Here is a 25,516-nt window from a genome sequence, read left to right as displayed (position 1 = left end):
GATGAATGAAATAAAATGATTAGAATATTGGAGTATTATGCGTAATACGTCACTATAAAATAAAGCGGCTATGTAAATTTACTGGTGTAACTACGGAATATATTGAAAAATGAAGGTTTCATTCAGTGAAAAAAGGATAAAAAACATGTATGGCAGGAACGGCACTGAGGAGCATCAAGATTTAATAAAAAAGTTATCTCTTATAGATAACCTTGAAAGTTGGCCTTCTCATACACTGAGATTAGAGAAAGAAGATAAAGAGCATGTCTACGAGTTTGCTAAGCGTTTGTGGATAAAACGTAAAATCGCTGATGGTAGTTTACTCTTACATCCGGATGTAAGAGAGGAATTAATTCAACGGGAATATAACCCACTATCCATTCATAAAAAAATGATCTGGGCTAGTTTATTGGCTTCTTATGATGGTGCTGATAGAAAAGAATACTTCCAAAGAATAAAGGAAAAAATAATTAAAAAATATGGAAGAAAATGGTGGCTTGATATCGATAGCAGAATAAATCCTGCCTACGCAGCCAGACAGCGTATATTAAAATACATTGATGGTGCTGGGTCTGCTGTAAAATACGCTGCTTCGCAGAGCATGACTCTTGGGAATGTTTACAGAGAGTCACGTAATGATGCTCTAAGAATGATTCCAAAAGAATAATCGAAATATTTCATTAAGTGCAACAATGGGCAATGTTAGCAGAGCTTTAGTATTTTTAATGAAATTTAACGCAAAAAGTTAATCGGTTTTACTGATTCGCTTATTGAACCCGATAAAACAATTCGTTAAAGTACTCCCGCCATTGGCAAAATCCAATGGTCAAGGATCATCACCCTTGTAAAGAGCTATCCACTGGTAGGAAGTTTCTACCAGTGTGTCTGCTATCGCCTTTTCAATGGCGGTTCAGGTGAGGGAGGCTTCGGCCTCGCTGGAAGGTAGCTCCCAGTTGTGATGACCTTGCTTGAATCGCCACCATCAATTTTAATTAATGGAAGGGGTAGCAAGAATGAATAACGTTAGAAATGATTGGCATCAAGCCGATATTATTGCTGCATTACGTAAGCGCGGTACAACCTTGGCGGCTGTTTCTCGTGAAGCGGGACTCAGTTCATCAACATTAGCAAATACCCTCTCTCGCCCGTGGCCTAAAGGCGAATGGATTATCGCTAACTATCTCGAAATACATCCCTCAGAAATCTGGCCTAGCCGCTATTTTGATTCGTATGGTCAACCCATTGAGCGTAAAGTGCGCGACAAGCTGCTGGAATAATCATTAATCTGCTTGTTATTTATCTAGGCGTCTTAATGTTTAGGGAATGTGATAAGAGTCACAGAGGGAAATACATGAACGCTTCATTACCGTAGCGGTGTTAATCGGTTATACCTCACGCTACTGCCAGAAGGTATCCTATGGGTATCCTAGAAAAAAATAAGGGGTCGCACTTTTGATGCAACCCCTTGATAATTCTGGTGGCCCCTGCTGGACTTGAACCAGCGACCAAGCGATTATGAGTCGCCTGCTCTAACCACTGAGCTAAGGGGCCAGTGAAGTGGGGAGATTATACGGTACAGTTTGGTCTTAGGTCTAGCCCCCCAAATTCATATGCGTGTTTTATATACAATAATGAGTCTCTTTTAACGCTTTTTAGCCTGTAGGAAGTCATCTGAATACTTTTTTAGTGATGTGAGCTGCTTTTATAATAAATATTTCTGATTGTTTACTGTGCTTTGTCCATAATCTGACCAATGAGATCCTATTAGTACAGTTTTGTTTTTTATAAAAATATTTTGGTAAATCAACATGAAAAAATCCCCTTTATCAGCCGCTGTTTATGCCCATCACCAAATAGAGGATCACTTTTTCTCATCGATTAGCCAAATGTCCCTGCCTATCAGTCAACGTGTTCGGGCTTATGTGACAGGCGTTGAAACGCACGCATTGAACTTTTTATTGATAATTGATGTTAATGATCAAACGGCAGAGGATCTACAAAGAGGGATTCGATTGCTGGATGAGAAAACCTATGTCCCTTTTTCGATTGTCACCGTAGAACCCAATAGCCAAATTTTGGCGGTGATCCAGCAGGCTGGGTTTACGTTTGATGCCGATAGCATCACTACGGCTATGCAGCTTGATTTGGTGAATTGGCAAATGAACGCGGTACCCGCCCTGAAATACGAAATTCGGCGTGTTGACCACTGTTTGGATAATTGGGCAATCCCGATAGAAAGTGCATTTGAGACCGGTGATGCTATTTCCGGGCAATACCAAAAATGTCATCAGGCGGCTTTGGATGCAGGAAAAGATCTGCAACATTACGCTTTGTATGTCGATAGCCAGCCAGTCTGCGCTTTAACTTTGTCAAGGTTAGATAATCTGGTTCGTCTTGATGAGATTAGTACCGTGGTGGAGCAACAGAGAAGGGGATATGCGGCGGCTTTGATCAATGATGTGTTGAATGAAGCCAAGCAGCAGGGTGCAACGGCGTGCTATTTGGATGCCTCCAGCGAGGGTGATGGATTGTATCGGCGCATTGGGTTTGCGCCATTGTTTGAATATCAATCATTTATCCGCCAATAATAAAAAAGCGCCTGCCGAAACAGACGCTTTTCAGATTTATCAGCAAATTCGTTGATTAGTCATCAAGGAAGCTGCGCAATACTTCGGAACGGCTTGGATGGCGCAGTTTACGTAGTGCTTTTGCTTCGATCTGGCGAATACGCTCGCGGGTGACGTCAAATTGTTTACCCACTTCTTCCAGCGTATGGTCAGTGTTCATATCGATACCAAAACGCATACGCAGAACTTTCGCTTCACGTGCAGTCAGACCCGCCAGCACATCGTGGGTTGCTGAACGCAGGCTTTCTGACGTTGCTGAATCCAGCGGCAGTTCAAGCGTGGTATCCTCGATGAAATCGCCCAGATGTGAATCTTCATCATCACCCACAGGGGTTTCCATGGAGATTGGCTCTTTGGCAATTTTCAGTACCTTGCGGATCTTGTCTTCCGGCATCAACATGCGCTCTGCCAGCTCTTCCGGTGAAGGTTCACGCCCCATTTCCTGCAACATCTGGCGGGAAATACGGTTGAGTTTGTTGATGGTTTCAATCATGTGTACCGGAATACGGATGGTACGTGCCTGATCCGCGATAGAACGTGTGATCGCCTGACGGATCCACCATGTCGCGTAAGTTGAGAATTTGTAACCACGGCGGTATTCAAATTTATCAACCGCTTTCATCAAACCGATATTACCTTCCTGAATTAAATCAAGGAATTGCAGACCACGGTTGGTATATTTCTTCGCAATCGAAATAACCAGACGCAGGTTGGCTTCAACCATCTCTTTTTTCGCACGGCGGGCTTTCGCTTCACCGATTGACATGCGACGGTTGATATCTTTGACTTGTTCAATGGTCAGGCCGGTTTCTTCTTCAATCTGGCGTAACTTTTGCAGGCTACGCATAACTTCTTCTTCAACTTCCAGCAATTTGTCAGACCACGGCTTGTTCATGGCTTTTGCCGCGGTGAACCAAGTGTCGGTGGTTTCATTGCCAGAAAATAGGGTGATGAAGTTTTTCTTCGGCATCTTGCACTGCTCAACACACATCTTCATGATTTGACGCTCTTGAAGACGGACGCGATCCATCATGGAACGCATGTTGTTGACCAGATGATCAAACTGTTTTGGTACCAGACGGAACTGTTTGAATACTTCAGATAAAGTCAATATTTCTGCCGCGGTATTGGGATGGCTGCGACCATAAGCCTTGATCGCCTGACGTGTCAGTTCATATTGTTCACGCAGTTCGCAAAATTTCTGGCGAGCGAGTTCTGGATCGATGCTGTTATCATCTTCGCTGTCAGAATCATCTTCACTCTCTTCATCCTCGTCATCTTCGTCATCAAGCTCTTCCTGAGGAAGTTCTGAGCCAACGTGTGTGGCTGAAGGTGTCAGATCTTCTTCTGCGTTAGGATCAACGAAACCCGTGATCAAATCGGACAGGCGGCTCTCGCCAGATTCAACACGGTCGAACTGTTCCAGCAGGTAAGTAATCGCTTCAGGGTATTCAGCAACGGAGCACTGCACTTGGTTGATGCCATCTTCAATGCGCTTTGCAATGTCAATCTCACCTTCGCGAGTCAAGAGCTCAACCGTACCCATTTCACGCATGTACATGCGAACCGGATCGGTGGTACGGCCGATTTCTGACTCGACACTCGATAACACTTGTGCAGCCGCTTCCGCAGCGTCTTCATCTGTGTCGTTTGTGTTTTCTGCCAACATGAGATCATCGGCATCAGGTGCTTCTTCCATCACCTGGATGCCCATGTCATTGATCATTTGGATGATATCTTCTATCTGATCAGAATCGACGATATCTTCCGGCAGATGGTCATTGACCTCAGCATAGGTCAGATAGCCTTGCTCCTTACCTCGGGTGACAAGTAGCTTTAGCTGTGACTGCGGGTTTTGCTCCATAAGACGGTATCCACACTTCAGAGTATTGGTTGGTGTCGGTCGGCGAAACAAATATGCCAACAATAGTATTTAGGGGCGTTTTCATTGTATTGCCGCTGCCCTCAATTGCGGCAATTGTAGGGGTATCCACCCTACATAATGCGGCAGTTAAGCCGTGAATTCTGTGTCTGTGATTTTAGGTTTTGGTTTAGAACCTGTTTCACCAAGCTATATTTTTATCGCGCGTTGTTTTCAACAAACTCATATCATCTTGAAGTAATATAGCCTTGCTGAAACAGATTCTTATTTCCTCGCGCTGGATTCAGAAATCAGCCAGACTTCTTTACGTTCTTCTGGTGTCAGGCCTTCCGTTCTCTCTTTGGCCATCAGAAAATTAAAACGTTCATCAAGTGCTGACGCGAAAAGATGGTTAAGTGCATCGCCAAAAGTTTTTTCAGCAATCTCTTCTATCTGTATATCGTTCCAGGCAGCGAGTTTTTCAAGCTGTTTAGCATATTTATTATCGCGGTATTGCTCCAACAGTTGCCCTGTGGTTAGACCCGGTTGAGCAAGGCACGTGTCGACAAGCTCTATGAATAATGGCAATCCTGCTATCTGGGTAGAAAACATTCCCTGTAATGGGGGAACTAGTGTCGCTAAATGCGGGTTCTGCACCAGCAATGCGATCAATATGCGCATTGTTGTTGGTTTCAGTTTTAGCGCCTGATAAGTATTGGTATCTTTTTTGACAAGTTTTGCCAGAAATCGTTCCAATTGTGTCGTATCAGGCGTACCTAACAAGTTTCCAAGCTCTTGCAGCAGGTAAAGTCGCAGTGTTTCCCCTGGGATTTTACTGATTAGCGGCATGGCCAGCGAACTGAGCTTAGTCGTTCCTTCCGGGTTACTTAAATCAACCTGTGGCAATAGTGACTCGAACAAAAATGCAGATAAGGTTAATGCCTTTTCCATCCGCTGCTCGAATGCTTCCCGCCCTTCTTTGCGAACCAGTGAATCAGGATCTTCGCCATCCGGCAAGAACATAAAACGTAATTGGCGGCCATCATTCAGGTAAGGCAGCGCAGTTTCCAGTGTCCGCCATGCAGCGTCACGACCCGCACGGTCACCGTCGTAACAACAGATAACATTATCGGTTGTCCTGAAAAGCAATTGAACATGTTCGGCCGTTGTGGATGTGCCCAGCGAAGCCACGGCATAGTCAATGCCAAATTGGGCCAGCGCAACCACATCCATATAACCTTCAACCACCAACAACCTTGTCAGCGATTTGTGGTTTTGCTGAGCTTCATAAAGACCATATAGCTGGCGGCCCTTATGGAAAATGTCTGTTTCCGGCGAGTTCAGGTACTTGGGCAGAGCATCGCCCAGCACTCTGCCGCCGAAGGCAATCACGCGCCCACGACGATCGCGGATAGGGAACATCACCCGCCCACGGAAACGGTCATAAGTCTGGCCTTGATCATTCGTGACCAGCATACCGGCATCGCTTAACTGCTTCTGCTCTTCCCCATTGTGGGCAAATTTTGTCAGGACATTATCCCACCCATTTGGGGCGAAGCCGATAGCGAAACGTTGAATGATCTCTTCACTGAGCCCGCGTTGGTTCAAATATTGCCGGGCTGATCGCGCGCCGGGGCTATTCAGTGAATGCTGATAGAAGCTGTTGAGCTTATCCATCAACTGGTAAAGATTTTGCCTTTGGTGACGTTCAATTTGACCGCCACCGGAGCCTGCTTCGTAGGGCACTTCCAGCCCGTGCAGGGTTGCCAGTTCTTCGATGGATTCGACAAAGTCTAATCGGTCATAATTCATCAAAAAATCAATGGCATTGCCATGTGCCCCGCAACCGAAGCAATGGTAAAACTGTTTGTCGCCATTAACCGTGAATGAAGGGGTTTTTTCGTTATGAAAAGGACAGCACGCTTGATGATTTTTACCTTTCTTTTTCAAAGGCACCCTAACATCGATCAAATCAATGATATCGGTTCTTGCTAATAAGTCATTGATAAATGCGCGTGGAATTCGTCCAGCCATAAGCCCTTTTACGCCTGTTGATGAACGAGAATAAGCCGCGCTTCCTTTGGGAAAGCACGGCCTTTAACTGCAGTAGTTTGTTAATACAACCACTAAGCGGACTGGCCGCGAAGATTAGTACAAACGAGTGCGGCGTGCGTTTTCACGAGCCAGCTTCTTAGCATGACGCTTAACAGCAGAAGCTTTAGCGCGTTTGCGCTCAGTCGTTGGTTTTTCATAGAACTCACGACGACGAACTTCTGCTAATACGCCTGCTTTCTCGCAAGAACGCTTAAAGCGACGCAGTGCTACATCAAATGGCTCGTTTTCACGTACTTTAATTACTGGCATGTGCCTCTCACCTCAATAGAAATCGGGTTTGTCGCTGGCGCGATAGTGCCAGCCGTCTTTAAAATGGTGCGGAATTTTACTTCAATGAACACGGCTTTGTAAAGTGCCGAGGAAAATTGAAACCGATAACGCCACGGGTTACAGACTGCTTTTTTTCGTACAGTAAGATCAGCAATCTGAGATTGACGTTATTAACATTAACCACACAGGATATTCAAGTAGGGGATTGATTATAGACTAAACAGAAAAAATAGCCAGTCTGTAATTGACTCAAAGGTAAGAATGTTGATATGGCGAGTGATTGTCGACAGGGGATTTAAACGGGCAAAGGGACATCAACATAGCGGTTCATCAATAGATAATGGAACATAGATAGTGTTACACTGACGCCCGCTGGAAGTGATACGAATGTTATAGTGACCAAACAACGAGACAATATAGTGCAATGCGAGTTTTAGGTATAGAAACGTCCTGCGATGAAACCGGAATCGCAATTTATGACGACAAAACCGGTCTGCTAGCCAATCAATTGTACAGTCAGGTCAAGCTGCATGCTGATTATGGCGGTGTCGTGCCTGAACTGGCGTCCCGTGACCACATTCGTAAAACGGTTCCTTTAATTCAGGCGGCTTTGCAAGAAGCGGGCCTGACGAGTCAAGACATTGATGCAGTTGCTTACACTGCAGGGCCGGGATTGGTTGGTGCATTGCTGGTTGGGGCCACCATCGGGCGTTCACTGGCATTTGCGTGGGGTGTACCGGCGATTCCCGTGCATCATATGGAAGGCCATTTGTTGGCACCGATGCTGGAAGAAAACAGCCCTGAGTTTCCCTTTGTTGCCTTACTGGTTTCAGGCGGTCATACCCAGCTTATTAGCGTGACAGGTATTGGTGAATACACCTTGTTGGGTGAATCCATTGATGATGCCGCAGGTGAGGCTTTTGACAAGACAGCCAAACTGCTTGGTTTGGATTATCCGGGCGGGCCATTGCTTTCCCGCATGGCGCAACAGGGCAAGGCAGGGCGTTTTGTCTTCCCGCGTCCGATGACCGATCGTCCGGGGCTGGATTTCAGTTTCTCCGGCCTGAAAACGTTCGCCGCGAATACGATCCGCAATAATATTCATGGTCATGATGTCGCTGAGGATGAGCAAACCAAGGCGGATATTGCCCGCGCATTTGAAGATGCAGTGGTGGATACGTTGGCGATTAAGTGTAAGCGAGCGTTGCAACAGACGGGATTCAAGCGCTTGGTGATGGCGGGTGGCGTGAGTGCAAACCGCACATTACGTAGCAAGATGCAGGAAGTGATGGAAAAGCAGGGAGGCGAAGTCTTCTATGCCCGACCTGAATTCTGTACTGATAACGGGGCCATGATCGCACTGGCCGGCATGATCCGTTTGCAAGGCGGCACTGCCGGTGAATTAGGCGTAACGGTGAAAGCCCGTTGGCCGCTGGCGGATCTTCCTGCTTTGCAAACCCTGCAAAAATGATGAAAAAGCACGCGGTTTGAGATGGGCTGTTATCCGCATAGGGAATACGCACAAGCACCCTCGTGCGCATTCCCTTAAGAGCGGCCGCCATTTTTACAGCGTGCATAAAGCTGAGCTGTTTATTGGCGGCTATCCGGTTTAGTCTTCTTGCTGTTCTTGTTCTTTAGTTTCTTGAATTTTCTCTTTATCCGTCATTTCCTGTTTCTTTTTCAATTTCTGCCAGATGCGGCTTTCCTGCCCTCGCCACAGGCGTTGAATATTATCGTGATGGCGTACCAGCACCAGACATGACAGCATGGCAACGGGAAACGTGAATTCAGGTTTGAACCACCAGACATAGAAAGGGGCGATGAGTGCGCTGACGATGGCGCCCAATGATGAGTAGCCGCTTAACAGCACCGTGAGTAACCATGTTCCGGCGACTAACCCCATCAGATCCCAACCGATGGCGGCAATGGCACCAAAAGCGGTGGCAACCCCCTTTCCTCCCTTGAAATGGAAGAAGATGGGATAAATATGCCCCAGACAGGCAGCAATAGCGATAATGCCTAAATAAAATGGGGAAATGTTGAGTTTGTATGCCAGCCAAACCGGTATCAGCCCTTTTAAAACATCACAAACCAGTACGGCCAATGCAGCCCACTTACCGCCGATGCGCAGTACATTCGTTGCCCCTGGGTTGCCGGAACCATGCTGACGGGGGTTGGGAAGCCCTGCCAAACGGCAGATCAATATCGCGCTGGATATAGAGCCACATAAATACGCGAAGATGATCATGCCAAGCGCGATTGCACTCATAAGATATCTCCAATGAATAAGGGTCGTTTTCTTAAGTCTAACAATGGATAATACGCATATTTCGTCGGAAGTGGTATCTGGCGAACTGAAAAACGGGGAAAAGGTCGTGATGGATATCGTATTTATTGAAGAATTAACCGTGATTACCACGATTGGTGTTTATGACTGGGAACAGACCATTAAGCAGAAATTAGTGCTCGATATCGAAATGGGATGGGACAACAAACGCGCTTCTTCCAGTGATAATGTGGAGCACTGTCTGGATTATGCCAAGGTGAGTGAAGAGATTATTCATCATCTGTCAGGGCAATGTTTTGCGCTGGTCGAACGGGTTGCCGAAGAAGTGGCCGATATTTTGCTAAACCAATTTCATTCACCTTGGGTCAGGGTGAAAGTCAGTAAACCCGGTGCGGTCGCACACGCTAAAAGCGTAGGCGTCGTCATTGAGCGGAGTGCGGGTTAGTTGGTCGCTTTATTGGCTGGCTGCATGGAAAAGCGTCCCAATTTGATTAATCATTTGGGACGCTAAATTGATTGATGAAGTTAATCAATCAATTGCCGTTTCCAGTCTGCGATGGCCATGTGCCGCTGGCGTTCCAGTTCGGTGCGAATTTCCGCCCCCTGAAATCCACGGGCAATGACGTCTTGCACGCTGACTTGACGGGCAATGGCAAACACTTCACGTAAATAACCCGCTTGTGGGTAGAATGCAGTTTCCTCTCCGGCGTACCCACAATGGTCTGCTTCACTACAGGTAATCAGTTGTTCAATGCGTTGTGGCTTGCGCCAGGTATCCACGGCATTAAATAGGGTCAGCAGGGCTTCTGGTGACAATTGTTCTGCGCTATGCACCCAGCCGTGGTATTGCGTCACCATCGTGGCTAAGTCGCGGGCTGAGTTGGGAATGCGCAGCCGTTCGCACATCTGTTTCAGTGCACTCATTTCGACGTGGCTACATAGTGAGGCAAAACGAATGTCGGTCTCTTCACTCAATTGAGCCGATAGTTGCAAAACGTGTAGCGCATGAAGCCCGGCGTCCTGTTCAGGCGGGTCATGTTCAGGCAGAGGTGTGCCAAACAGATTATCGATCTCAGGAAAGAGTAGCGCCAATGCCCCGCAATCACGCAGAACCTGAAAGTAGACCTGTGGTGATGGTGAGGTGAGCGCCTTTTCAGTTTCCCGCCAAACGCGCTCAGGGGTCAATGAGGACAATTCACCACTGGCGGCCATTTCTGTAATGAGTGCCTGCGTTTCTGGTGCAATGGAAAAGCCTAGATGGGCAAAGCGAGCTGCAAAACGCGCCAAACGCAGCACCCGCAACGGATCTTCTGTAAACGCAGAGGAGACATGGCGCAACAGGCGATTTTTGAGATCATTAGCACCATGATAAGGATCGATTAATTCACCGTCAGGCGTTTGTGCAATGGCGTTAATCGTTAGATCACGGCGCAACAGATCTTCTTCCAGCGTCACATCGGGAGCGGCATAACAGCTAAAACCGGTATATCCCTGACCGGATTTTCTTTCGGTGCGAGCCAGCGCATACTCTTCATGGGTCTTAGGATGCAGGAAAACCGGAAAATCCTTGCCAACCTGTTGGTATCCCTGAGAAATTAACTCTTCTGGGTGACTTCCGACGACAACCCAATCCCGTTCGGTGATAGGCAAACCCAACAATTGATCGCGCACTGCGCCGCCAACCAAATAGACTTTCACGCTTACTTCCTTTCCTTGTTCCTGAAATCAGCTCATCCAACGATCTTTATTTTTACGGCGAGGGATAATATGTGGCAGTATAAGCCCTAAAATCAGGCCGATCCCCGCAACCCCGCCGCCATAAGCAAACCACTGCAAGATGATCGCTCTTTGTTTATCATCCAACTGTAAGTTGGCCGCTTCGACCTTTTTCTCAGCCACAGTTAATTTACTCTGGAGCTGGGCATTTTCTTTTTTCAGATCGTTAATGGCTTTATCGCTGGTTGCCACTTTGTTTTGCAACTCAGCGGTACGTTTATTCCACTGATCGTCAATGGTGGCCAGCTTCCCAGTCAGCGTTTTTATCTCCTGTTCCATTGCGGGAAGACGTTCACGCAGGCTTGGAATGGCGCTGAGTTCGCTTGCGAGTATCCAGCTTGTCCGCCCTTTTTGGTCTTGAATTTGCAAGAAACCATTATCTGATCTAGGGCTGATTAAAGTGACCTCTTCACCGGCATTCAGTGAACCAATAATACGGTTTTTAATGCTTGGGCCGCTACGGATGTAAGCGGATAGCTCATCGGAAACATAGCGTTTTTCTTCAGCGTGTACGGATAATGGAAGAGTAAAACTCAATAACAAGATAAATAATCGATGTAGTTTTTGCATTCTGTGTTCAACTGTTCTTTAGTGTATGGATCAATCGAGTGTGGACTAATCGTAATTTAAACTACCTAAAGGATAGTAAAGAGTTAAGTTTATAGGTGCAATCAGTAAACCAGAATGAATGCGATATCAACAGACCGAATACAGGCCCTGTTGGTGGGTTTTTTGGCGAAGTGAATGTGATGTTGGTTGAGCTAACACCCTATTGTGGTTTATTTTTCTCTTCTGTGAGATCAATTGAGGGATAAAAAATATGAGTTCTGTAGAAATTGAATTGAAACTGTCCGTGCAGCCTGATGCGATACCGGCAGTTCGCCAGCAGTTATTTCAGTTTCCTCATGATTACACTTCACCCCAGCACCTGACGAATAGCTATTTTGAGACGCCGGATAACCAATTGCGGCGTTGGGATATGGGGTTGCGTATCCGTGGTTGCAACGAGCACTATGAGATGACCATCAAAACCGCGGGTAAAGTGATGGGAGGATTACATCAGCGCCCTGAATTCAACGTCCCTTTGCCGCAGCCTGAATTAGATTTAACCCGGTTTCCCAACGCTATCTGGCCTGAAAATACCGACCTTGTGCAGCTCCAGACCCAATTGACCGCATTATTCAGCACCGATTTTAACCGTGAAAAATGGCTTATCACTTATGGCGAAAGCGAAATTGAAGTCGTGCTGGATCAGGGAACGATTTTTTCTGGCAATAAAAAATCAGGGGATCAGGCTGCGCCGATTTGTGAATTTGAGCTGGAACTCAAACAGGGCAACGTGGCCGATATCCTGTCGTTGGCGAACCAACTGGCCTCACAAAATGGCCTGCGTTTAGCCAATAAAAGCAAGGCGGCACGAGGATATGCGCTGGTTTATGGTGTGTTACACGATGCGTTACCCAAAATGGCATTACCCAAAATCCCGGAGGAGTTGGATTGGCAGCAACCATTGTCTGTGCTTCTGCCTGAAATTTTGACGCAATGGCAGGAGCAGGAAGAAGGGTGGCTGGCGGGTTTGCCGGAAGGTAAGACCGGATTGGCGCAGGTTTTTCAGTGGATAATAACGTTGATTGAAAAACAGGCTGAACGTTTGCCGGTATTGGATTTACTCGCTGATTTATTGCCGGAATTAAAGGCCGCCTTATCCATGAGCGGTTCAGGGGCTGAAAACGTGTCTTATAGCGCTTCCTGGTTGCAATGTAAGCTGGCGTTAATGCAGTGGCTGCTGGATCAGTCCCGATAACTCTTTCGTTATCGAACATCGGTTAAAAAATCACTAGAAAACGGTCATTAAGGAATCCCTGTCATGCTGCCACTTTCACCGCCCTTAACCCGACAATTACAGCATATCCTTGCCAATCTCCCATTATTAGAGGAAATAATCACCCCTTTTTCACCTGATGAGCAGGTTGTACTGTCATTGAGTGAATTTGTGGCAGAAAACCTGTTATCGCATCCTGCATGGCTGGAGGAGATCCGCCAGCATCCCCCACATGCGGAAGAGTGGCAACATTATTCCGATTGGCTAAAACAAACGCTGCTGGCGGTCAACGATGAAAATGATTTGATGCGCAGTTTACGCCTTTTCCGCCATCGGATGCTGGTCAGGATTGCATGGTCACAGGCATTGCAAAGCAGTACCACAGCACAAACATTGCAGCAATTAAGTCAGTTGGCGGAAACCTTGATTATCGCCGCCCGTGATTGGCTTTATCTGCGATGTTGCCGGGATTGGGGGACACCGACCAATAGTGAGGGTGTGGCACAGCCGCTGCTGATTTTGGGCATGGGAAAATTGGGTGGCGGAGAGCTTAATTTTTCCTCTGATATTGACCTGATTTTTGCTTATCCAGAAAACGGCGTCACACAAGGCGGGCGTCGGGAAATGGATAATTCGCAGTTCTTTACCCGGTTGGGGCAGAAGTTAATTAAGACACTGGATCAACAAACCGTAGACGGATTTGTTTATCGTGTTGATATGAGATTGCGTCCGTTTGGTGACAGTGGGCCGTTGGTGTTTAGTTTTCCGGCATTGGAAGATTATTATCAGGAACAAGGGCGTGACTGGGAGCGTTATGCGCTGGTGAAAGCGCGCATTCTGGGCAATGATGATCAGGCTTATTGTCAGGAATTGCGCCAGATGTTGCGGCCGTTTGTTTTCCGGCGTTATATCGATTTCAGCGCCATTCAATCCTTGCGCAATATGAAAGGCATGATTGAACGGGAAGTCCGTCGCCGGGGATTAAAAGAGAATATTAAATTGGGTGCCGGCGGCATTCGGGAAATTGAGTTTATTACTCAGGTGTTCCAGCTTATTCGCGGGGGAAGGGAGCCAAGTCTACAAGCCCGCGCCTTGTTGCCGACCTTGAAAGCGATTGGCGATTTGGATTTATTGCCGGCGGAACCCTTGCAGCAATTGGAAGAGAGTTACCTGTTTTTACGCCGGCTTGAAAACCTGCTGCAATCTATTCGTGACCAACAAACGCAAACCTTACCCGATAACGCGCTGGATCGTGCCCGTCTCGCTTGGGGCATGAATTTTGCTGATTGGGATGAATTGATGGCCGAAACCGAACGCAAAATGCGGGTGGTGCGGGGTATTTTCCAACAGTTGATCGGTGATGAAACTGAGGAAAATAGCGAGGAAGCCGGCCATGTCCCGTTTAAGAGCTTATGGCAGGAAACTTTAACCACAGATGAACTCATCGTATTGATCCCTCATCTTGATGACGCAAAAGCCCGGAAGATACTGGATGTTATGGCGCTTTTCCGTCAGGACGTCAGTAAGCGCACCATTGGCCCGCGGGGCAGGGATGTGCTGGATCAGTTGATGCCGCGCCTGTTGGCAAAAATTGGTGTGTGGAAAGAGGCGGATATTGTGTTGGAACGGATTATTTCCCTGTTGCTCAGTATCGTCAGCCGCACGACCTATCTGGAACTGATACTGGAATCCGAACTGGTCATGATACATGTTATCCGGCTCTGTGCGGCTTCTCCGATGATCGCCAGCCAGCTTGCCGGCCATCCCTTGCTGCTGGATGAGCTGCTTGATCCCAAATCGCTGTATCAACCGTTGCCGATAGAGGCTTATCGCGATGAGCTTTATCAATATCTGCTGCGTATTCCTGAGGATGATGAAGAACAATTGCTGGAGGCATTACGCCAATTTAAGCAGGCCCAACTGTTGCGGATTGCCGCCGAAGACATTGCCGGCGTCTTGCCTGTGATGAAAGTGAGTGATCACCTGACTTATCTGGCGGAGGCCATTATTGAAGCGGTGGTGCGGCTGGCGTGGAACCAAATGACAAAACGCTATGGCGCACCGGCTCACTTATCCCAACGGCAGGGATTGGGATTTGCCATTATTGGTTATGGCAAATTGGGGGGCTGGGAACTCGGTTACGGCTCTGATTTGGATCTGGTGTTCTTGCTGGATTGCCCAATGGGGGTAATGACGGACGGTGCACGTTCCATTGAAGCTCGCCAATTTTATTTGCGCCTTGCCCAACGCATCATTCATTTGTTCAGTACCCGAACGGCATCGGGCGTCTTGTATGACGTTGACGCGCGTTTGCGGCCATCCGGTGAAGCGGGTATGTTGGTCAGTACCCTTGAAGCCTTTGATGATTACCAGAAAAATGACGCGTGGACTTGGGAACATCAGGCGCTGATTCGTGCGCGCATGGTGTTTGGGGATGAGAAAATGCGCCATGATTTTGAACGCATCCGCCGTGAAACATTATGCCTTCCCCGCGATCCCGATCTTTTGCGCCAACAAGTGCGCGAGATGCGGGAAAAAATGTATCAGCACTTGGGAAGTCATCAACCAAATCAATTTGATATCAAAGCGGATCCGGGCGGGATCACCGATATTGAATTTATTGCCCAGTATCAGGTGCTGCGTTATGCGCCAGAAAATCCTAAGCTAACTCGCTGGTCTGATAATGTGCGCATTTTCGAACTCATGGCGCAGCATCATATTATGGATGAACAGGAGGCGATGGCGTTGACGCAGGCGTATATTACCCTGCGTGATGAATTGCACCGTTTAGCGTTGCAAACGTTATCCAGCCGGGTTGAAGCCGGACATTTCCGCCAACAACAAACCTTTGTGCGTGATAGCTGGCAAAAGTGGTTAGAAAGCGACCTTAAGGCATAAGTGATCTTAGTGTATCAATGATCGGGTACTGAGTTCGGTTATGGTAATATCCGCAACAGTTTATTTCTGATATTTGGAGCATGGGATGAAAGTAACACTCCCTGATTTTCACCGCGCAGGTGTTTTAGTGGTTGGCGATGTGATGTTAGATCGCTACTGGTACGGCCCAACCAGCCGCATTTCGCCGGAAGCCCCGGTGCCGGTGGTTAAGGTAGAAACCATAGAAGAGCGTCCCGGCGGAGCCGCTAACGTCGCCATGAATATTGCTTCCTTGGGTGCGAATTCACATTTGATTGGTTTGACCGGCATTGATGATGCCGCGCGGGCATTGAGTGACAAACTGAGTAGTGTGAAAGTCCGGTGTGATTTTGTTTCTGTCCCAACGCATCCAACCATTACAAAACTGCGCGTTTTATCGCGTAATCAGCAATTGCTGCGTCTGGACTTTGAAGAAGGCTTCCAGAATGTGGATGCCCAGCCGATGCTGGAAAAAATTCAGCAATCCCTGCCTCATATCGGCGCGTTGGTGCTGTCGGATTACGCCAAGGGTGCGTTAAGCCAGATTCAGGCGATGATCCAGCTTGCTAATGAAGCCAATGTCCCGGTGCTTATCGATCCCAAAGGCAGTGATTTTAACCGCTATCGCGGTGCAACGTTGCTGACGCCAAATATGTCAGAGTTTGAGGCGGTTGTCGGGCACTGCAAGGATGATGATGATTTAGTGCAGAAAGGCACGAAGCTGGTGCAGGATTTGCAGTTGCAAGCGCTATTGATCACCCGTTCTGAACGGGGAATGAGCCTATTGCGGGTTGGGCAGCCGCCTTTGCATTTGCCGACTCAGGCGCAGGAAGTGTTTGATGTTACCGGTGCCGGAGATACCGTGATTGGGGTATTGGCAACGGCATTAGCCGCTGGCAAGCCGCTGAACGAAGCCTGTTACCTCGCTAATGCGGCAGCCGGTGTGGTGGTTGGTAAGCTGGGAACGTCCACGGTTTCGTCGGTTGAACTGGAAAATGCCGTGCGTGGGCGTGCAGAAACCGGATTTGGCGCCATGAGTGAAGCCAAGCTGAAAGACGTCGTTGCACAGGCGCGCCAGCGGGGTGAGCGTATTGTCATGACGAATGGTTGTTTTGACATCCTCCATGCGGGGCACGTTTCTTATCTGTCTAACGCGCGCAAATTGGGTGATCGTTTGATTGTTGCTGTCAATAGTGATGCTTCCACCAAGCGCCTGAAAGGGGAAACCCGTCCGGTGAATCCGCTGGAACAGCGCATGATCGTGTTGTCGGCGCTGGAATCGGTGGATTGGGTGGTGGCCTTTGAAGAAGATACACCACAGCGCCTAATCGCAGGTATCCTGCCGGATATTTTGGTTAAGGGCGGTGATTATCAGCCAGCAGAAATCGCCGGTAGCGAAGAAGTCTGGGCTGCGGGGGGAGAAGTTAAGGTATTGAACTTCGAAGAGGGTATTTCAACGACGAATATCATCAAAACCATTCAGCGCCAGTAACGTCGGCAGCCTATGCCGTTATGCTTTTTGCGAGCATAGCGGCAATCTCCTCACACCATTCCCATTAATCTCTCACATCATGATTATTCAGCTTGCTGGCCTTTTTTGTCTGCTTCTTCGAGGCGCGCTTCCAATTCAGTCAGGCGTTGTTCCATTGCCGCCAATTTTTCACGGGTGCGCAACAAGACTTGGGTCTGAACATCAAATTCTTCGCGGTTAACCAAATCCAACTTACTCAACTGGGATTGCAGAACGGTACGCAATTTTTTTTCTACATCATCGCCAAATTCTTTGACGCCTTTTGGCATGGCGTTGTGGAGCTGGCGGGCAATTTGTTCAATTTTCTTTGGATCGAGCATGATGATCATCCTTTATATAACGTAATTTTTTTATGGCGCGTTTTATAGCGAATGTTTTATAGCATAACGGTATTGACGCCATTTTAATATCTCATGGTGAAAGCATAACTGATTGAGATCCAGCTTTCCTATTTGATTTTGTTGATTGCCCCCGCGGTTTATTAACGCTATAGTGAAACCGTTTATCTCAGGGCAGGGTGAAAGTCCCTACCGGCGGTAACATAAAATAGCGTGATCATTTTATGCAGCCCGCGAGCGCTCTGTTTGTCATTATCCTTGAAGAGAAATCAGCGGGGATAAAACAGAGGTCAGCAGATCCAGTGTGATTCTGGAGCCGACGGTGATAGTCCGGATGGGAGAGAATAACAGCATCAATCGAGTGCCTGCACTCGTCTGTTGTTTTTGTTGCCGTATTTTTGCGCAGCACGAACTCCTCAAAATTGCCCTGATTCTGGTAACCCATACATTTAAAGAGGTTTCTTTACCATGAATCAGACGCTACTTTCCTCATATGGAACGCCATTTGAACGTGTTGAACGCGCGCTTGCTGCTTTGCGTGCGGGTCGGGGCGTGATGGTACTGGATGACGAAAATCGGGAAAATGAAGGTGATATGATTTTCGCCGCTGAAACGATGACGGTCGAGCAAATGGCGCTGACTATCCGCCACGGCAGTGGTATTGTCTGCCTTTGTTTGACCGAAGAGCGCCGTCAGCAGTTAAAATTGCCCATGATGGTGGAAAACAATTCCAGCCAGTACCAAACGGCTTTCACCATCACCATCGAAGCGGCGCAAGGCGTGACAACGGGGGTGTCTGCGGCAGATCGCATCACCACCATTCAGGCTGCCATTGCCGATGATGCGCAACCGAGCGATCTCAATCGGCCTGGGCACGTTTTTCCGCTGCGTGCGCAATCGGGAGGCGTTTTGACTCGTCGTGGTCATACTGAGGCGACCATTGATTTGGTCAGAATGGCGGGTTTCAAGCCAGCCGGCGTGCTGTGTGAGTTGACCAATGACGATGGTTCAATGGCTCGCGCCCCACAAGTGATTGAATTCGCGAAACAGCATGATATGCCGGTCGTCACGATTGAAGATCTGGTGGATTATCGCTTAAAAATGGCAAAAGCAGCGAGCTGATGGGCTTTCCCATTCGCTTTTGCCGATTGAAATATCACACAATACGGTGAGACCCTACGCATGCACTTTGAGAGGCTACAGCCCACACCCTGTGGCCTTTCAGCATTTCTGACACCCTCCATCATTTTTTGATTGACGATATTCAAGGAAGGAAGGTCTGAATCTTGTCATAATTCTTTTATCATCATCCACAATTCATCATTTGAAATGTTCAATTTGCTGTAATAAGGGGCGAAAATGAGTCTCCTGAGAATGCCTGCTCTGTTCATTGGTCATGGCAGCCCAATGAATGCCATTGAAGATAACGATTACTCACGTGCTTGGTTTGAACTGGGGAAGAAATTACCCAGACCAAAGGCGATCCTTGTGATTTCTGCGCACTGGTACACGAAGGGTACAGCCGTGACGGCGATGGCACAGCCCAGAACTATCCACGATTTTGGCCGCTTTCCCGAAGAGTTGCATGAAAAACAGTATCCAGCCAAAGGTTTTCCGGGGCTGGCGGTATTGGTACAGGATATTCTTGAACCGGCGATAGCGGTCGAGACGGATTTTGAACAATGGGGATTGGATCATGGATCTTGGGGAATATTGGCAAAAATGTATCCTGATGCTGATATTCCCGTTGTCCAATTGAGCATGGATCGCAATCAACCGGCTGCTTTTCATTATGAAATAGGCAAAAAATTAGCTTTATTGCGGGATGAAGGCGTCTTAATCATAGGCAGTGGCAATATTGTCCATAACTTGTCGGCCGAAAAACTGGGGGCAGAACCTTTTCCCTGGGCACGCTCGTTTGAGCAGTTTGTACGTGAAAGTTTGACCAGCCGGGAAAATCCTCATCCCCTGTTTAAGGCGTTGGACAGGGAAGATGGTCAATTGTCTAACCCAACGCCAGAACATTTTCTGCCATTATTGTATGTGATAGGGACATGGAATAAAGAAGAGCCGATTTCAACCCCTGTTGAAGGCATTGAAGACGGCTCCTTAAGTATGTTATCGATTCAGGTTGGTTAATTGAATTAATCCAAAATAATATGCGGGTAGAAACGTGACAGATCTTGGGTAATCAACTCACGGTCTTCACGGATACAGATACCCGCAGCTTGATCATTCATCAACCAACTCCCGATCAGCGCATAGTTATTCTCAAATTTCGGCAAGGCATGGAACTGTTGAACGATCATGCCTTCTTCCCCATAAGGGCCATCCGCACTGGCGACTTCACGGCCGTTTTCAATAATGCGAATATTGGCACCTTCACGGGAGAACAGCGGCTTAAGGACATAGCTATTCATGTCGGAAGGGCGTTCATCCGCAAAATAGGCCGGCAGCAGGTTAGGATGGTTGGGGAACATTTTCCACAACATGGGCAGCAGCGCCTTGTTGGAGATAATGCTTTTCCATGCAGGCTCCAGCCAACGGACACCGGCATCCGCCAGTTTGGTGGAGAACATTTCCCGCAGCATAAATTCCCACGGATACAGTTTGAACAGATTGCTGATCACCTGATCCTGCACATCAGTAAACTGCCCTTTCTCACCCAGCCCGATATCCTCAATAAACAGGAACTCAGTCGGGATACCGGCTTCCGCAGCACAATCCTGCAAATATTGGATGGTGCCACGATCTTCTTCACTATCCTGACAGCAGGCCATGTGCAGCAGGCCAAATCCATGACTTTCACGTAACTGGGCAAAACGCTCAATCAGCTTTTCTTGCAGGCTGTTGAATTGATCCGCATGGGCGGGCAGATTGCCTGCATTGATCTGGTCTTCCAGCCAGATCCACTGAAAGAAAGCGGATTCATACAGTGACGTTGGCGTATCGGCGTTGTTTTCCAGCAACTTGGGTGGATTTTTGCCATCATAGGCTAAATCCAGGCGGGAATAGAGCGAAGGTTGGCTGGTGACCCATGAAGAGCGGATAAACTCCCAACAGTGCTTGGGGATCTGGAATTGGGTCAGCAGCTCTTCGCTATCGACCACTTTTTCCACGACCTGCAAACACATTTGGTGCAGTTCTGCCGTTGCCTCTTCGATTTCTTCAATCTGGTTCAGGGTGAACTGGTAATAGGCTTCTTCACTCCAGTAAGGCTGATCGTACATGGTGTGAAAATTGAAACCAAACTCTGTTGCTTTTTCGCGCCAATCCGGGCGCTCGGTAATACTAATGCGTTTCATCTTTGATTAACCACCCATCGAGCGGGAAGAATGGGAACTTGAGCCGGCAGACGAACGCTGCATGGCAGATTGCTTCGCTACGGATTCACCGAACCCACCACGGGTAATCGTAGTTGTGGTGGCGGGTTTTGGCGCCATTGCCGTTTTGGGGACGGTCATGCTGCGTCCACCTGCGGTGGCGGGGCCATAGCTTTTACCGGTCGCATCAACAAATTTGCCGTTAGCCGGGCTGGAGGCTGAATTTGATGTGAACAGCGGTTGTGAGGGTGCCGAGCTGCCGCCCATTAAGCGTCCCATCATATAACCCGCCATCAAAGGCATCCAAAAACTGCCGCTGCTGTTTTGAGCCTGACCGACGCCTGCTTGAGCCGGGGGTTGAGTACATTGCTGTTCACCGAATTCAGCCACACACTCTTCGCGAGTCGCATATTTTGGTGCGGTTTTTTCCGCTTCTTTCAGGGCGTTGTTGTAGGCCGTCTTGCATTGTTCACTTTGAGAAGGATTCGCCTGAGAGCACTCATCGGCATTGGTATAGAGTGATACCGTTTCATCGCTCTGTTCACAGGCAGAAAGCATAAAAACAGCACTGACAGCAAGCGCGACAGGTGTCAGGCGATAGCTTCGCCAGGTTTTGCGGAAAGAATCGCGGTTTATCTCTTTTGTCCGTTTCATTGTCATAGGGGCATCCATCTTGAGGGTATCTGATTAAGATTAAGAGCATTCCCCATTTATCTTACCCAATGGGAGTGGTGCTCAGGATGTGCTAAAAAGCAGCCCACACAATCGGCGGGCTGCCTTCTTTTATTAGTATAGCGTTTTTAATATAACGTTTTTCAGACGAGAACGATAGGGCATTAAATCAGCGAACTGATGGCGTTTTCATCTCTTTAATAATATTGCTGGCCGAGGTTGAGATCTGTGCCCCCAACATTTTGTTTAATGCGATCAAATCGTTTTCATTCAGTGTGCCACGGGCTTGCTGAATATTTAACTGGGCCAGCAGGTAATCATAACGGGCTTTAGATAAGTTTTGCTTGGCTTGATATAGCTTGGTTGTGGCTTCCAGCACATCAACGATAGTGCGGGTTCCGACCTGATAACCGGCTTCCATTGAATCCAGTGAACTTTGTGCGGAGAGCACAGCCTGTTTGTTGGCTTCAACACTACTGATAGCGGCAGAGATATCATTGGTATTGGAATGCACGTCTTGTATTACCTTGCGATAAGTGCTTTCCAAATCCTGACTGGCGCTGACGAAATTATATTTTGCCTGCTCGACCTGAGAGTAGGTCGCGCCACCATTAAACAGCGGCAAATCCAGAGATAATTTAACGGAATTATCTCCGGTGTATTTATCTCCTCGTTCAATTCCGCGTTGATGGCTATTCATGATCCCTGTGCTAGCGGTTAAGCCAATCGTTGGCATATAGCCAGTCTGTGACTCTTTGATTTGCTCGCGTCTTAAATCTTGGGTTAAGCGGGCTGACAGCAAGCTCAGGTTACGGGCTTCGGCTTCTTTCAGTGCGGTATCAGCCGGTTCAGGTTGTTGGGTTCTGAACTGGTCAATATTCAGGGCGGCCAGTTGTGGGTAGTAAGCACCCGTAATCTGACGCAGTTTTTCCAGTGCGTTGTCCAGTTTATTTCGATCAGAAACTTCAGTAGCCAGAATGGAATCGTATTGGGCGCGGGCATTTTGCACGTCAGTAATGGCAACCAGACCGACATTAAAGCGTTGAGTGGTTTGATCCAACTGGCGGTACAGTGACGCTTTTTGCGCTTCCGTATACGTCAGGGCATCAATTTTACTCAGAACGTCAAAATAGGCTTGGGCGGCAGCCAGTATTAATTTCTGTTGGGCGGTCTGGTAATTGATATCGGCAATCCCTGCACTTTTCTCAGATTGGCTCAGCCGGTTCCATTTTGCCATATCGAAGAGGGTTTGGGTCAACTGTAAGCCTGCATTGGTGCCATGAGATTCGCTACCTTTGCTGTCACGAAAGCCTTTGCCATAACTCACGCCCGCACTCAGACCCAATTGGGGCAATAAAGTACTTCGAGCCTCATTAATCTTTTCAACCACGGAATTGCGATCAGCTTGTGCCTTAAGTAATTCGGGATTGGTTTCTTTCGCCTGCTGATAAATCTGGAGTAGATCAGCTGCATAGCTTGAAGTACTAAAACCTACCAGATTGATAGCGATAAAAAGAGAGAGCAATTTTTTCATTTGCGTTCCTTGTTGTGCAGCTACTTTGCTTACGGTTGCCTCTGCATAAAAACGAATACCCCAGATTCTAGCAGAGAATGCCAACAGGGTAGGGTGGCTGTTTGTGCCATATTGCCTCATTTTTCAGCTTGTTTGTATCATCAAAATGAATTTATTTAGATCAATGCGGAAAAATACCTTTTAATAATAGGAAATTTTTTAAAAAAATCAGGAGATTTTATGTCTAAAGATCTTGCCGTTCCATGTACGTTTGCTCAACAAGATGTAGAAATTCTGTCCCGAAAAACACTTTATCGCGGTTTTTTTAAAATGACGGAATATCAATTCAGGCACCGTTTATTTCGGGGTGGCTGGAGTGAAACCATTAAACGTGAAGTGTTTGAACGGGGTCATGCCGGTGTTTTATTGCCTTATGATCCGGTGCGTGATGAAGTTGTTTTGATTGAACAAATCCGTATTCCGGCAATAGAAACCAGCCAGACGCCGTGGTTGCTGGAAGTGGTTGCCGGCATGATCGAAGAGGGGGAAAACGCTGAACAGGTTGTCCGTCGCGAAGCCGTGGAAGAAGCCGGGATTGAAGTTAAGCGCTGCCAACCTGCACTGAGTTACCTTTCCAGCCCCGGAGGGACAACTGAACGTATGCATATTTTTGTCGGTGAAGTTGATGCGACTACTGCGTCAGGGGTTCATGGGCTGGAAGGTGAACATGAAGATATTCGCGTTTTGGTTGTGAGCCGCGAACAGGCTTATCAATGGGTAGAAGCGGGAATGATCGATAATGCGGCTTCCGTTATTGCAATACAGTGGCTGGCATTGCACCATGAAAAACTTAAGCAAACGTGGTTAGGGAATCATGACTAATTCACGTTGGAAAACGGGAAGTGTGCCCCAGCCAGCAGATCTTTTGCATCAAGACACGTTAAAATAATCCTTATGATCGACAGGAAAAGGAAACCTTTTGGAAAGCCTGCTTGAAATCCCTGTGGCAGAGGGTGCCACAGCCAGAATATTGCAAATCACCGATACGCACCTTTTTGCCAATAAAGGCGATTCACTGTTGGGCGTCAATACCTATCGCAGTTATCATGCGGTATTGGACGCGATCTTAGCGCAAAATCCCGCAATTGATTTGATCGTTGCGACTGGTGACTTGGTACAAGATCAGACTATCAATGCTTACCAACATTTTGCTGAGGGCATTGCCCGTTTGCCCGCACCTTGTGTTTGGTTGCCCGGTAATCATGATTATCAACCCGCGATGGTTGACACGTTGGCAGCCGCAGGTATTTCACCTTCCAAGCAAATATTTATCGGGCAGCATTGGCAGTTAATTATGCTGGACAGTCAGGTACAGGGTGTTCCCCACGGCGAATTGACGGATTATCAGCTTGAGTGGATGAAAAAATGCCTGAATGAGCACAGTGAGCGCCAGACGATTATTATGCTTCACCACCATCCGCTGCCGTCTGGGTGCACATGGCTGGATCAGCACAGTTTGCGTAATGCTCCCGAATTATCAGAATGCCTGAAAGGCAAAACACAGGTGAAAGCCATACTGTGTGGGCACATCCATCAAGAAGTTGATGAAATGTGGCACGGCATTCGTGTGATGGCAACCCCATCAACCTGTGTGCAATTTAAGCCGCATTGTACTAATTTTATGCTTGATACAGTGGCTCCGGGATGGCGTTATCTCGAACTGGCTGTGACTGGCAATCATCAAGAAGCGAAATTGCAGACACAGGTTCACAGGCTAAAGAGTAACGAATTTTGCCCGGATTTAGATTCGGACGGGTATTAATGTCGACGTTATTTTATTTACACGGTTTCAATAGCTCACCGCAATCAGCGAAAGCGAACGCGCTGAAAACGTGGTTGCACCAGCAGCATCCTGACATTAACATGCTGGTGCCGCAATTACCCCCTTATCCCGAAGAGGCGGCCATCTTACTGGAAGAACTCGTGATGGAACATGCCGGTGAAAATATCGGGCTGGTGGGTTCTTCTCTGGGCGGTTATCTGGCGATCTGGCTTTCCCAGTGCTTTGGTTTACCCGCGGTGGTCGTCAATCCTGCGGTACGTCCTTTCGACTTGCTTCAGAATTATCTTGGGGAAAATGTGAATCCCTATACCAAAGAGCGCTATACTCTCGAACCAAGCCACATACATGATCTCAAAGTGATGCACATTGACCCGCTGGAATCCCCTGATCTTATCTGGTTATTGCAGCAAACCGGGGATGAAGTGCTCGATTACCGTCAAGCCGTTGCTTACCTGATGCCGTGCCGGCAGACGGTTGAATCTGGCGGGAATCATGCTTTTGTTGGCTTCGAATATTATTTCCCTCAAATCATCGACTTCTTGGGGCTAACCCGTGGCAATAGTAAAAAAATTGCCAAAAATAGGTAAGCGACTGGTATTATCTACAGTATATCAATACTGAT

General features: G+C 47.7%; 23 protein-coding genes, 1 tRNA gene and 1 riboswitch. Of the genes, 13 read left to right on the top strand and 11 right to left on the bottom strand.

Annotated features, from left to right (window positions below):
* The first annotated feature begins 145 nt into the window (after positions 1-145).
* On the top strand, positions 146-667 hold the full coding sequence (locus PSI15_RS00675) for a hypothetical protein (protein ID WP_273581865.1): 522 nt from the start codon (positions 146-148) through the stop codon (positions 665-667).
* 346 nt (positions 668-1,013) lie between these two features.
* Positions 1,014-1,277 (top strand): helix-turn-helix domain-containing protein, encoded by a 264-nt coding sequence (locus tag PSI15_RS00670; protein ID WP_273581864.1) that lies wholly within the window; start codon positions 1,014-1,016, stop codon positions 1,275-1,277.
* A 198-nt stretch (positions 1,278-1,475) separates the two neighbouring features.
* Here PSI15_RS00670 and PSI15_RS00665 read toward each other — a convergent pair.
* Positions 1,476-1,551: transfer RNA gene (locus tag PSI15_RS00665), tRNA-Ile, on the bottom strand.
* A gap of 257 nt (positions 1,552-1,808) precedes the next feature.
* Here PSI15_RS00665 and PSI15_RS00660 point away from each other — a divergent pair.
* Positions 1,809-2,588, top strand: coding sequence for a GNAT family N-acetyltransferase (locus PSI15_RS00660; RefSeq protein WP_273581863.1), 780 nt, complete (start codon positions 1,809-1,811; stop codon positions 2,586-2,588).
* Positions 2,589-2,643: 55 nt separating this feature from the next.
* On the opposite strand, the gene rpoD is transcribed toward PSI15_RS00660, so the two are convergent.
* From rpoD to rpsU, 3 genes are all read right to left on the bottom strand, one after another.
* Positions 2,644-4,491, bottom strand: coding sequence for an RNA polymerase sigma factor RpoD (gene rpoD / locus PSI15_RS00655; protein ID WP_273581862.1), 1,848 nt, complete (start codon positions 4,489-4,491; stop codon positions 2,644-2,646).
* Between the two features lie 282 nt (positions 4,492-4,773).
* The gene (dnaG, locus tag PSI15_RS00650) at positions 4,774-6,522 is read right to left on the bottom strand and encodes a DNA primase (RefSeq protein WP_273581861.1); all 1,749 of its coding nucleotides are present in this window, start codon (positions 6,520-6,522) and stop codon (positions 4,774-4,776) included.
* A 114-nt stretch (positions 6,523-6,636) separates the two neighbouring features.
* Positions 6,637-6,852: a 30S ribosomal protein S21 gene (gene rpsU, locus PSI15_RS00645; protein WP_001144069.1), complete on the bottom strand. Its 216-nt coding sequence runs from the start codon at positions 6,850-6,852 to the stop codon at positions 6,637-6,639.
* Between the two features lie 445 nt (positions 6,853-7,297).
* On the opposite strand from rpsU, the gene tsaD reads away from it, so the two are divergent.
* Positions 7,298-8,344 (top strand): tRNA (adenosine(37)-N6)-threonylcarbamoyltransferase complex transferase subunit TsaD, encoded by a 1,047-nt coding sequence (tsaD, locus tag PSI15_RS00640; protein ID WP_273581860.1) that lies wholly within the window; start codon positions 7,298-7,300, stop codon positions 8,342-8,344.
* Between the two features lie 138 nt (positions 8,345-8,482).
* Here the strand turns inward: tsaD and plsY are convergent, their stop codons facing one another.
* A complete protein-coding gene (gene plsY / locus PSI15_RS00635; protein ID WP_273581859.1) occupies positions 8,483-9,142 on the bottom strand; it encodes a glycerol-3-phosphate 1-O-acyltransferase PlsY in 660 nt (219 codons plus the stop codon).
* Between the two features lie 109 nt (positions 9,143-9,251).
* Here plsY and folB point away from each other — a divergent pair, with 109 nt between their 5' ends.
* Complete coding sequence (gene folB / locus PSI15_RS00630; protein WP_273581871.1) at positions 9,252-9,605, top strand: bifunctional dihydroneopterin aldolase/7,8-dihydroneopterin epimerase; 354 nt, start codon at positions 9,252-9,254, stop codon at positions 9,603-9,605.
* Positions 9,606-9,685: 80 nt separating this feature from the next.
* On the opposite strand, the gene PSI15_RS00625 is transcribed toward folB, so the two are convergent.
* Positions 9,686-10,858: a multifunctional CCA addition/repair protein gene (locus PSI15_RS00625; protein WP_273581858.1), complete on the bottom strand. Its 1,173-nt coding sequence runs from the start codon at positions 10,856-10,858 to the stop codon at positions 9,686-9,688.
* 27 nt (positions 10,859-10,885) lie between these two features.
* Entirely contained in the window at positions 10,886-11,506 is a 621-nt protein-coding gene (locus PSI15_RS00620; RefSeq protein WP_045972654.1) for a TIGR04211 family SH3 domain-containing protein, read from the bottom strand.
* 250 nt (positions 11,507-11,756) lie between these two features.
* On the opposite strand from PSI15_RS00620, the gene PSI15_RS00615 reads away from it, so the two are divergent.
* The 3 genes from PSI15_RS00615 (at position 11,757) to hldE (ending at position 17,166) form a co-directional block, all read left to right on the top strand.
* The gene (locus tag PSI15_RS00615; RefSeq protein ID WP_273581857.1) at positions 11,757-12,740 is read left to right on the top strand and encodes a CYTH domain-containing protein; all 984 of its coding nucleotides are present in this window, start codon (positions 11,757-11,759) and stop codon (positions 12,738-12,740) included.
* A gap of 63 nt (positions 12,741-12,803) precedes the next feature.
* The gene (glnE, locus tag PSI15_RS00610) at positions 12,804-15,656 is read left to right on the top strand and encodes a bifunctional [glutamate--ammonia ligase]-adenylyl-L-tyrosine phosphorylase/[glutamate--ammonia-ligase] adenylyltransferase (RefSeq protein WP_273581856.1); all 2,853 of its coding nucleotides are present in this window, start codon (positions 12,804-12,806) and stop codon (positions 15,654-15,656) included.
* Between the two features lie 85 nt (positions 15,657-15,741).
* Positions 15,742-17,166, top strand: a complete 1,425-nt coding sequence (hldE, locus tag PSI15_RS00605) for a bifunctional D-glycero-beta-D-manno-heptose-7-phosphate kinase/D-glycero-beta-D-manno-heptose 1-phosphate adenylyltransferase HldE (RefSeq protein WP_273581855.1) — start codon at positions 15,742-15,744, stop codon at positions 17,164-17,166.
* 83 nt (positions 17,167-17,249) lie between these two features.
* Here hldE and ubiK read toward each other — a convergent pair whose 3' ends face one another.
* Entirely contained in the window at positions 17,250-17,525 is a 276-nt protein-coding gene (gene ubiK / locus PSI15_RS00600; protein ID WP_273581854.1) for a ubiquinone biosynthesis accessory factor UbiK, read from the bottom strand.
* A 179-nt stretch (positions 17,526-17,704) separates the two neighbouring features.
* Positions 17,705-17,893: riboswitch (FMN riboswitch) on the top strand.
* A 118-nt stretch (positions 17,894-18,011) separates the two neighbouring features.
* Here ubiK and ribB point away from each other — a divergent pair.
* Both ribB and ygiD read left to right on the top strand, forming a co-directional pair.
* On the top strand, positions 18,012-18,665 hold the full coding sequence (gene ribB, locus PSI15_RS00595; protein ID WP_273581853.1) for a 3,4-dihydroxy-2-butanone-4-phosphate synthase: 654 nt from the start codon (positions 18,012-18,014) through the stop codon (positions 18,663-18,665).
* Positions 18,666-18,902: 237 nt separating this feature from the next.
* Positions 18,903-19,682 (top strand): 4,5-DOPA dioxygenase extradiol, encoded by a 780-nt coding sequence (gene ygiD, locus PSI15_RS00590; RefSeq protein ID WP_273581852.1) that lies wholly within the window; start codon positions 18,903-18,905, stop codon positions 19,680-19,682.
* Positions 19,683-19,687: 5 nt separating this feature from the next.
* Here ygiD and PSI15_RS00585 read toward each other — a convergent pair whose 3' ends face one another.
* The 3 genes from PSI15_RS00585 to tolC form a co-directional block, all read right to left on the bottom strand.
* Positions 19,688-20,848 carry a glutathionylspermidine synthase family protein gene (locus tag PSI15_RS00585; RefSeq protein ID WP_273581851.1) on the bottom strand — a complete coding sequence of 387 codons (1,161 nt, stop codon included), beginning with the start codon at positions 20,846-20,848 and terminating at the stop codon, positions 19,688-19,690.
* 6 nt (positions 20,849-20,854) lie between these two features.
* Entirely contained in the window at positions 20,855-21,520 is a 666-nt protein-coding gene (locus tag PSI15_RS00580) for a DUF1190 family protein (RefSeq protein ID WP_273581870.1), read from the bottom strand.
* A gap of 187 nt (positions 21,521-21,707) precedes the next feature.
* On the bottom strand, positions 21,708-23,072 hold the full coding sequence (tolC, locus tag PSI15_RS00575) for an outer membrane channel protein TolC (protein WP_273581850.1): 1,365 nt from the start codon (positions 23,070-23,072) through the stop codon (positions 21,708-21,710).
* A 219-nt stretch (positions 23,073-23,291) separates the two neighbouring features.
* Here tolC and nudF point away from each other — a divergent pair, with 219 nt between their 5' ends.
* The 3 genes from nudF (at position 23,292) to yqiA (ending at position 25,481) form a co-directional block, all read left to right on the top strand.
* Positions 23,292-23,933, top strand: coding sequence for an ADP-ribose diphosphatase (gene nudF / locus PSI15_RS00570; protein WP_273581849.1), 642 nt, complete (start codon positions 23,292-23,294; stop codon positions 23,931-23,933).
* 97 nt (positions 23,934-24,030) lie between these two features.
* On the top strand, positions 24,031-24,873 hold the full coding sequence (gene cpdA / locus PSI15_RS00565; RefSeq protein ID WP_045972633.1) for a 3',5'-cyclic-AMP phosphodiesterase: 843 nt from the start codon (positions 24,031-24,033) through the stop codon (positions 24,871-24,873).
* Positions 24,873-25,481 carry an esterase YqiA gene (gene yqiA, locus PSI15_RS00560; RefSeq protein WP_273581848.1) on the top strand — a complete coding sequence of 203 codons (609 nt, stop codon included), beginning with the start codon at positions 24,873-24,875 and terminating at the stop codon, positions 25,479-25,481. The genes cpdA and yqiA overlap by 1 nt, the downstream gene beginning before the upstream one ends.
* Positions 25,482-25,516: the final 35 nt, after the last annotated feature.

Source organism: Xenorhabdus sp. PR6a, from assembly GCF_028599065.1.
Lineage (GTDB): Bacteria > Pseudomonadota > Gammaproteobacteria > Enterobacterales > Enterobacteriaceae > Xenorhabdus > Xenorhabdus doucetiae.
This window is presented reverse-complemented; position numbering and strand designations above follow the sequence as displayed.

What these genes read in the sequence shown, in the direction of transcription:
- PSI15_RS00675 (WP_273581865.1), top strand. Translation starts at nt 146, where the DNA reads ATGTATGGCAGGAACGGCACTGAGGAGCATCAAGATTTAATAAAAAAG.
- PSI15_RS00670 (WP_273581864.1), top strand. Translation starts at nt 1,014, where the DNA reads ATGAATAACGTTAGAAATGATTGGCATCAAGCCGATATTATTGCTGCA.
- PSI15_RS00660 (WP_273581863.1), top strand. Translation starts at nt 1,809, where the DNA reads ATGAAAAAATCCCCTTTATCAGCCGCTGTTTATGCCCATCACCAAATA.
- rpoD (WP_273581862.1), bottom strand. Translation starts at nt 4,491, where the DNA reads ATGGAGCAAAACCCGCAGTCACAGCTAAAGCTACTTGTCACCCGAGGT.
- dnaG (WP_273581861.1), bottom strand. Translation starts at nt 6,522, where the DNA reads ATGGCTGGACGAATTCCACGCGCATTTATCAATGACTTATTAGCAAGA.
- rpsU (WP_001144069.1), bottom strand. Translation starts at nt 6,852, where the DNA reads ATGCCAGTAATTAAAGTACGTGAAAACGAGCCATTTGATGTAGCACTG.
- tsaD (WP_273581860.1), top strand. Translation starts at nt 7,298, where the DNA reads ATGCGAGTTTTAGGTATAGAAACGTCCTGCGATGAAACCGGAATCGCA.
- plsY (WP_273581859.1), bottom strand. Translation starts at nt 9,142, where the DNA reads ATGAGTGCAATCGCGCTTGGCATGATCATCTTCGCGTATTTATGTGGC.
- folB (WP_273581871.1), top strand. Translation starts at nt 9,252, where the DNA reads ATGGATATCGTATTTATTGAAGAATTAACCGTGATTACCACGATTGGT.
- PSI15_RS00620 (WP_045972654.1), bottom strand. Translation starts at nt 11,506, where the DNA reads ATGCAAAAACTACATCGATTATTTATCTTGTTATTGAGTTTTACTCTT.
- PSI15_RS00615 (WP_273581857.1), top strand. Translation starts at nt 11,757, where the DNA reads ATGAGTTCTGTAGAAATTGAATTGAAACTGTCCGTGCAGCCTGATGCG.
- glnE (WP_273581856.1), top strand. Translation starts at nt 12,804, where the DNA reads ATGCTGCCACTTTCACCGCCCTTAACCCGACAATTACAGCATATCCTT.
- hldE (WP_273581855.1), top strand. Translation starts at nt 15,742, where the DNA reads ATGAAAGTAACACTCCCTGATTTTCACCGCGCAGGTGTTTTAGTGGTT.
- ubiK (WP_273581854.1), bottom strand. Translation starts at nt 17,525, where the DNA reads ATGCTCGATCCAAAGAAAATTGAACAAATTGCCCGCCAGCTCCACAAC.
- ribB (WP_273581853.1), top strand. Translation starts at nt 18,012, where the DNA reads ATGAATCAGACGCTACTTTCCTCATATGGAACGCCATTTGAACGTGTT.
- ygiD (WP_273581852.1), top strand. Translation starts at nt 18,903, where the DNA reads ATGAGTCTCCTGAGAATGCCTGCTCTGTTCATTGGTCATGGCAGCCCA.
- PSI15_RS00585 (WP_273581851.1), bottom strand. Translation starts at nt 20,848, where the DNA reads ATGAAACGCATTAGTATTACCGAGCGCCCGGATTGGCGCGAAAAAGCA.
- PSI15_RS00580 (WP_273581870.1), bottom strand. Translation starts at nt 21,520, where the DNA reads ATGAAACGGACAAAAGAGATAAACCGCGATTCTTTCCGCAAAACCTGG.
- tolC (WP_273581850.1), bottom strand. Translation starts at nt 23,072, where the DNA reads ATGAAAAAATTGCTCTCTCTTTTTATCGCTATCAATCTGGTAGGTTTT.
- nudF (WP_273581849.1), top strand. Translation starts at nt 23,292, where the DNA reads ATGTCTAAAGATCTTGCCGTTCCATGTACGTTTGCTCAACAAGATGTA.
- yqiA (WP_273581848.1), top strand. Translation starts at nt 24,873, where the DNA reads ATGTCGACGTTATTTTATTTACACGGTTTCAATAGCTCACCGCAATCA.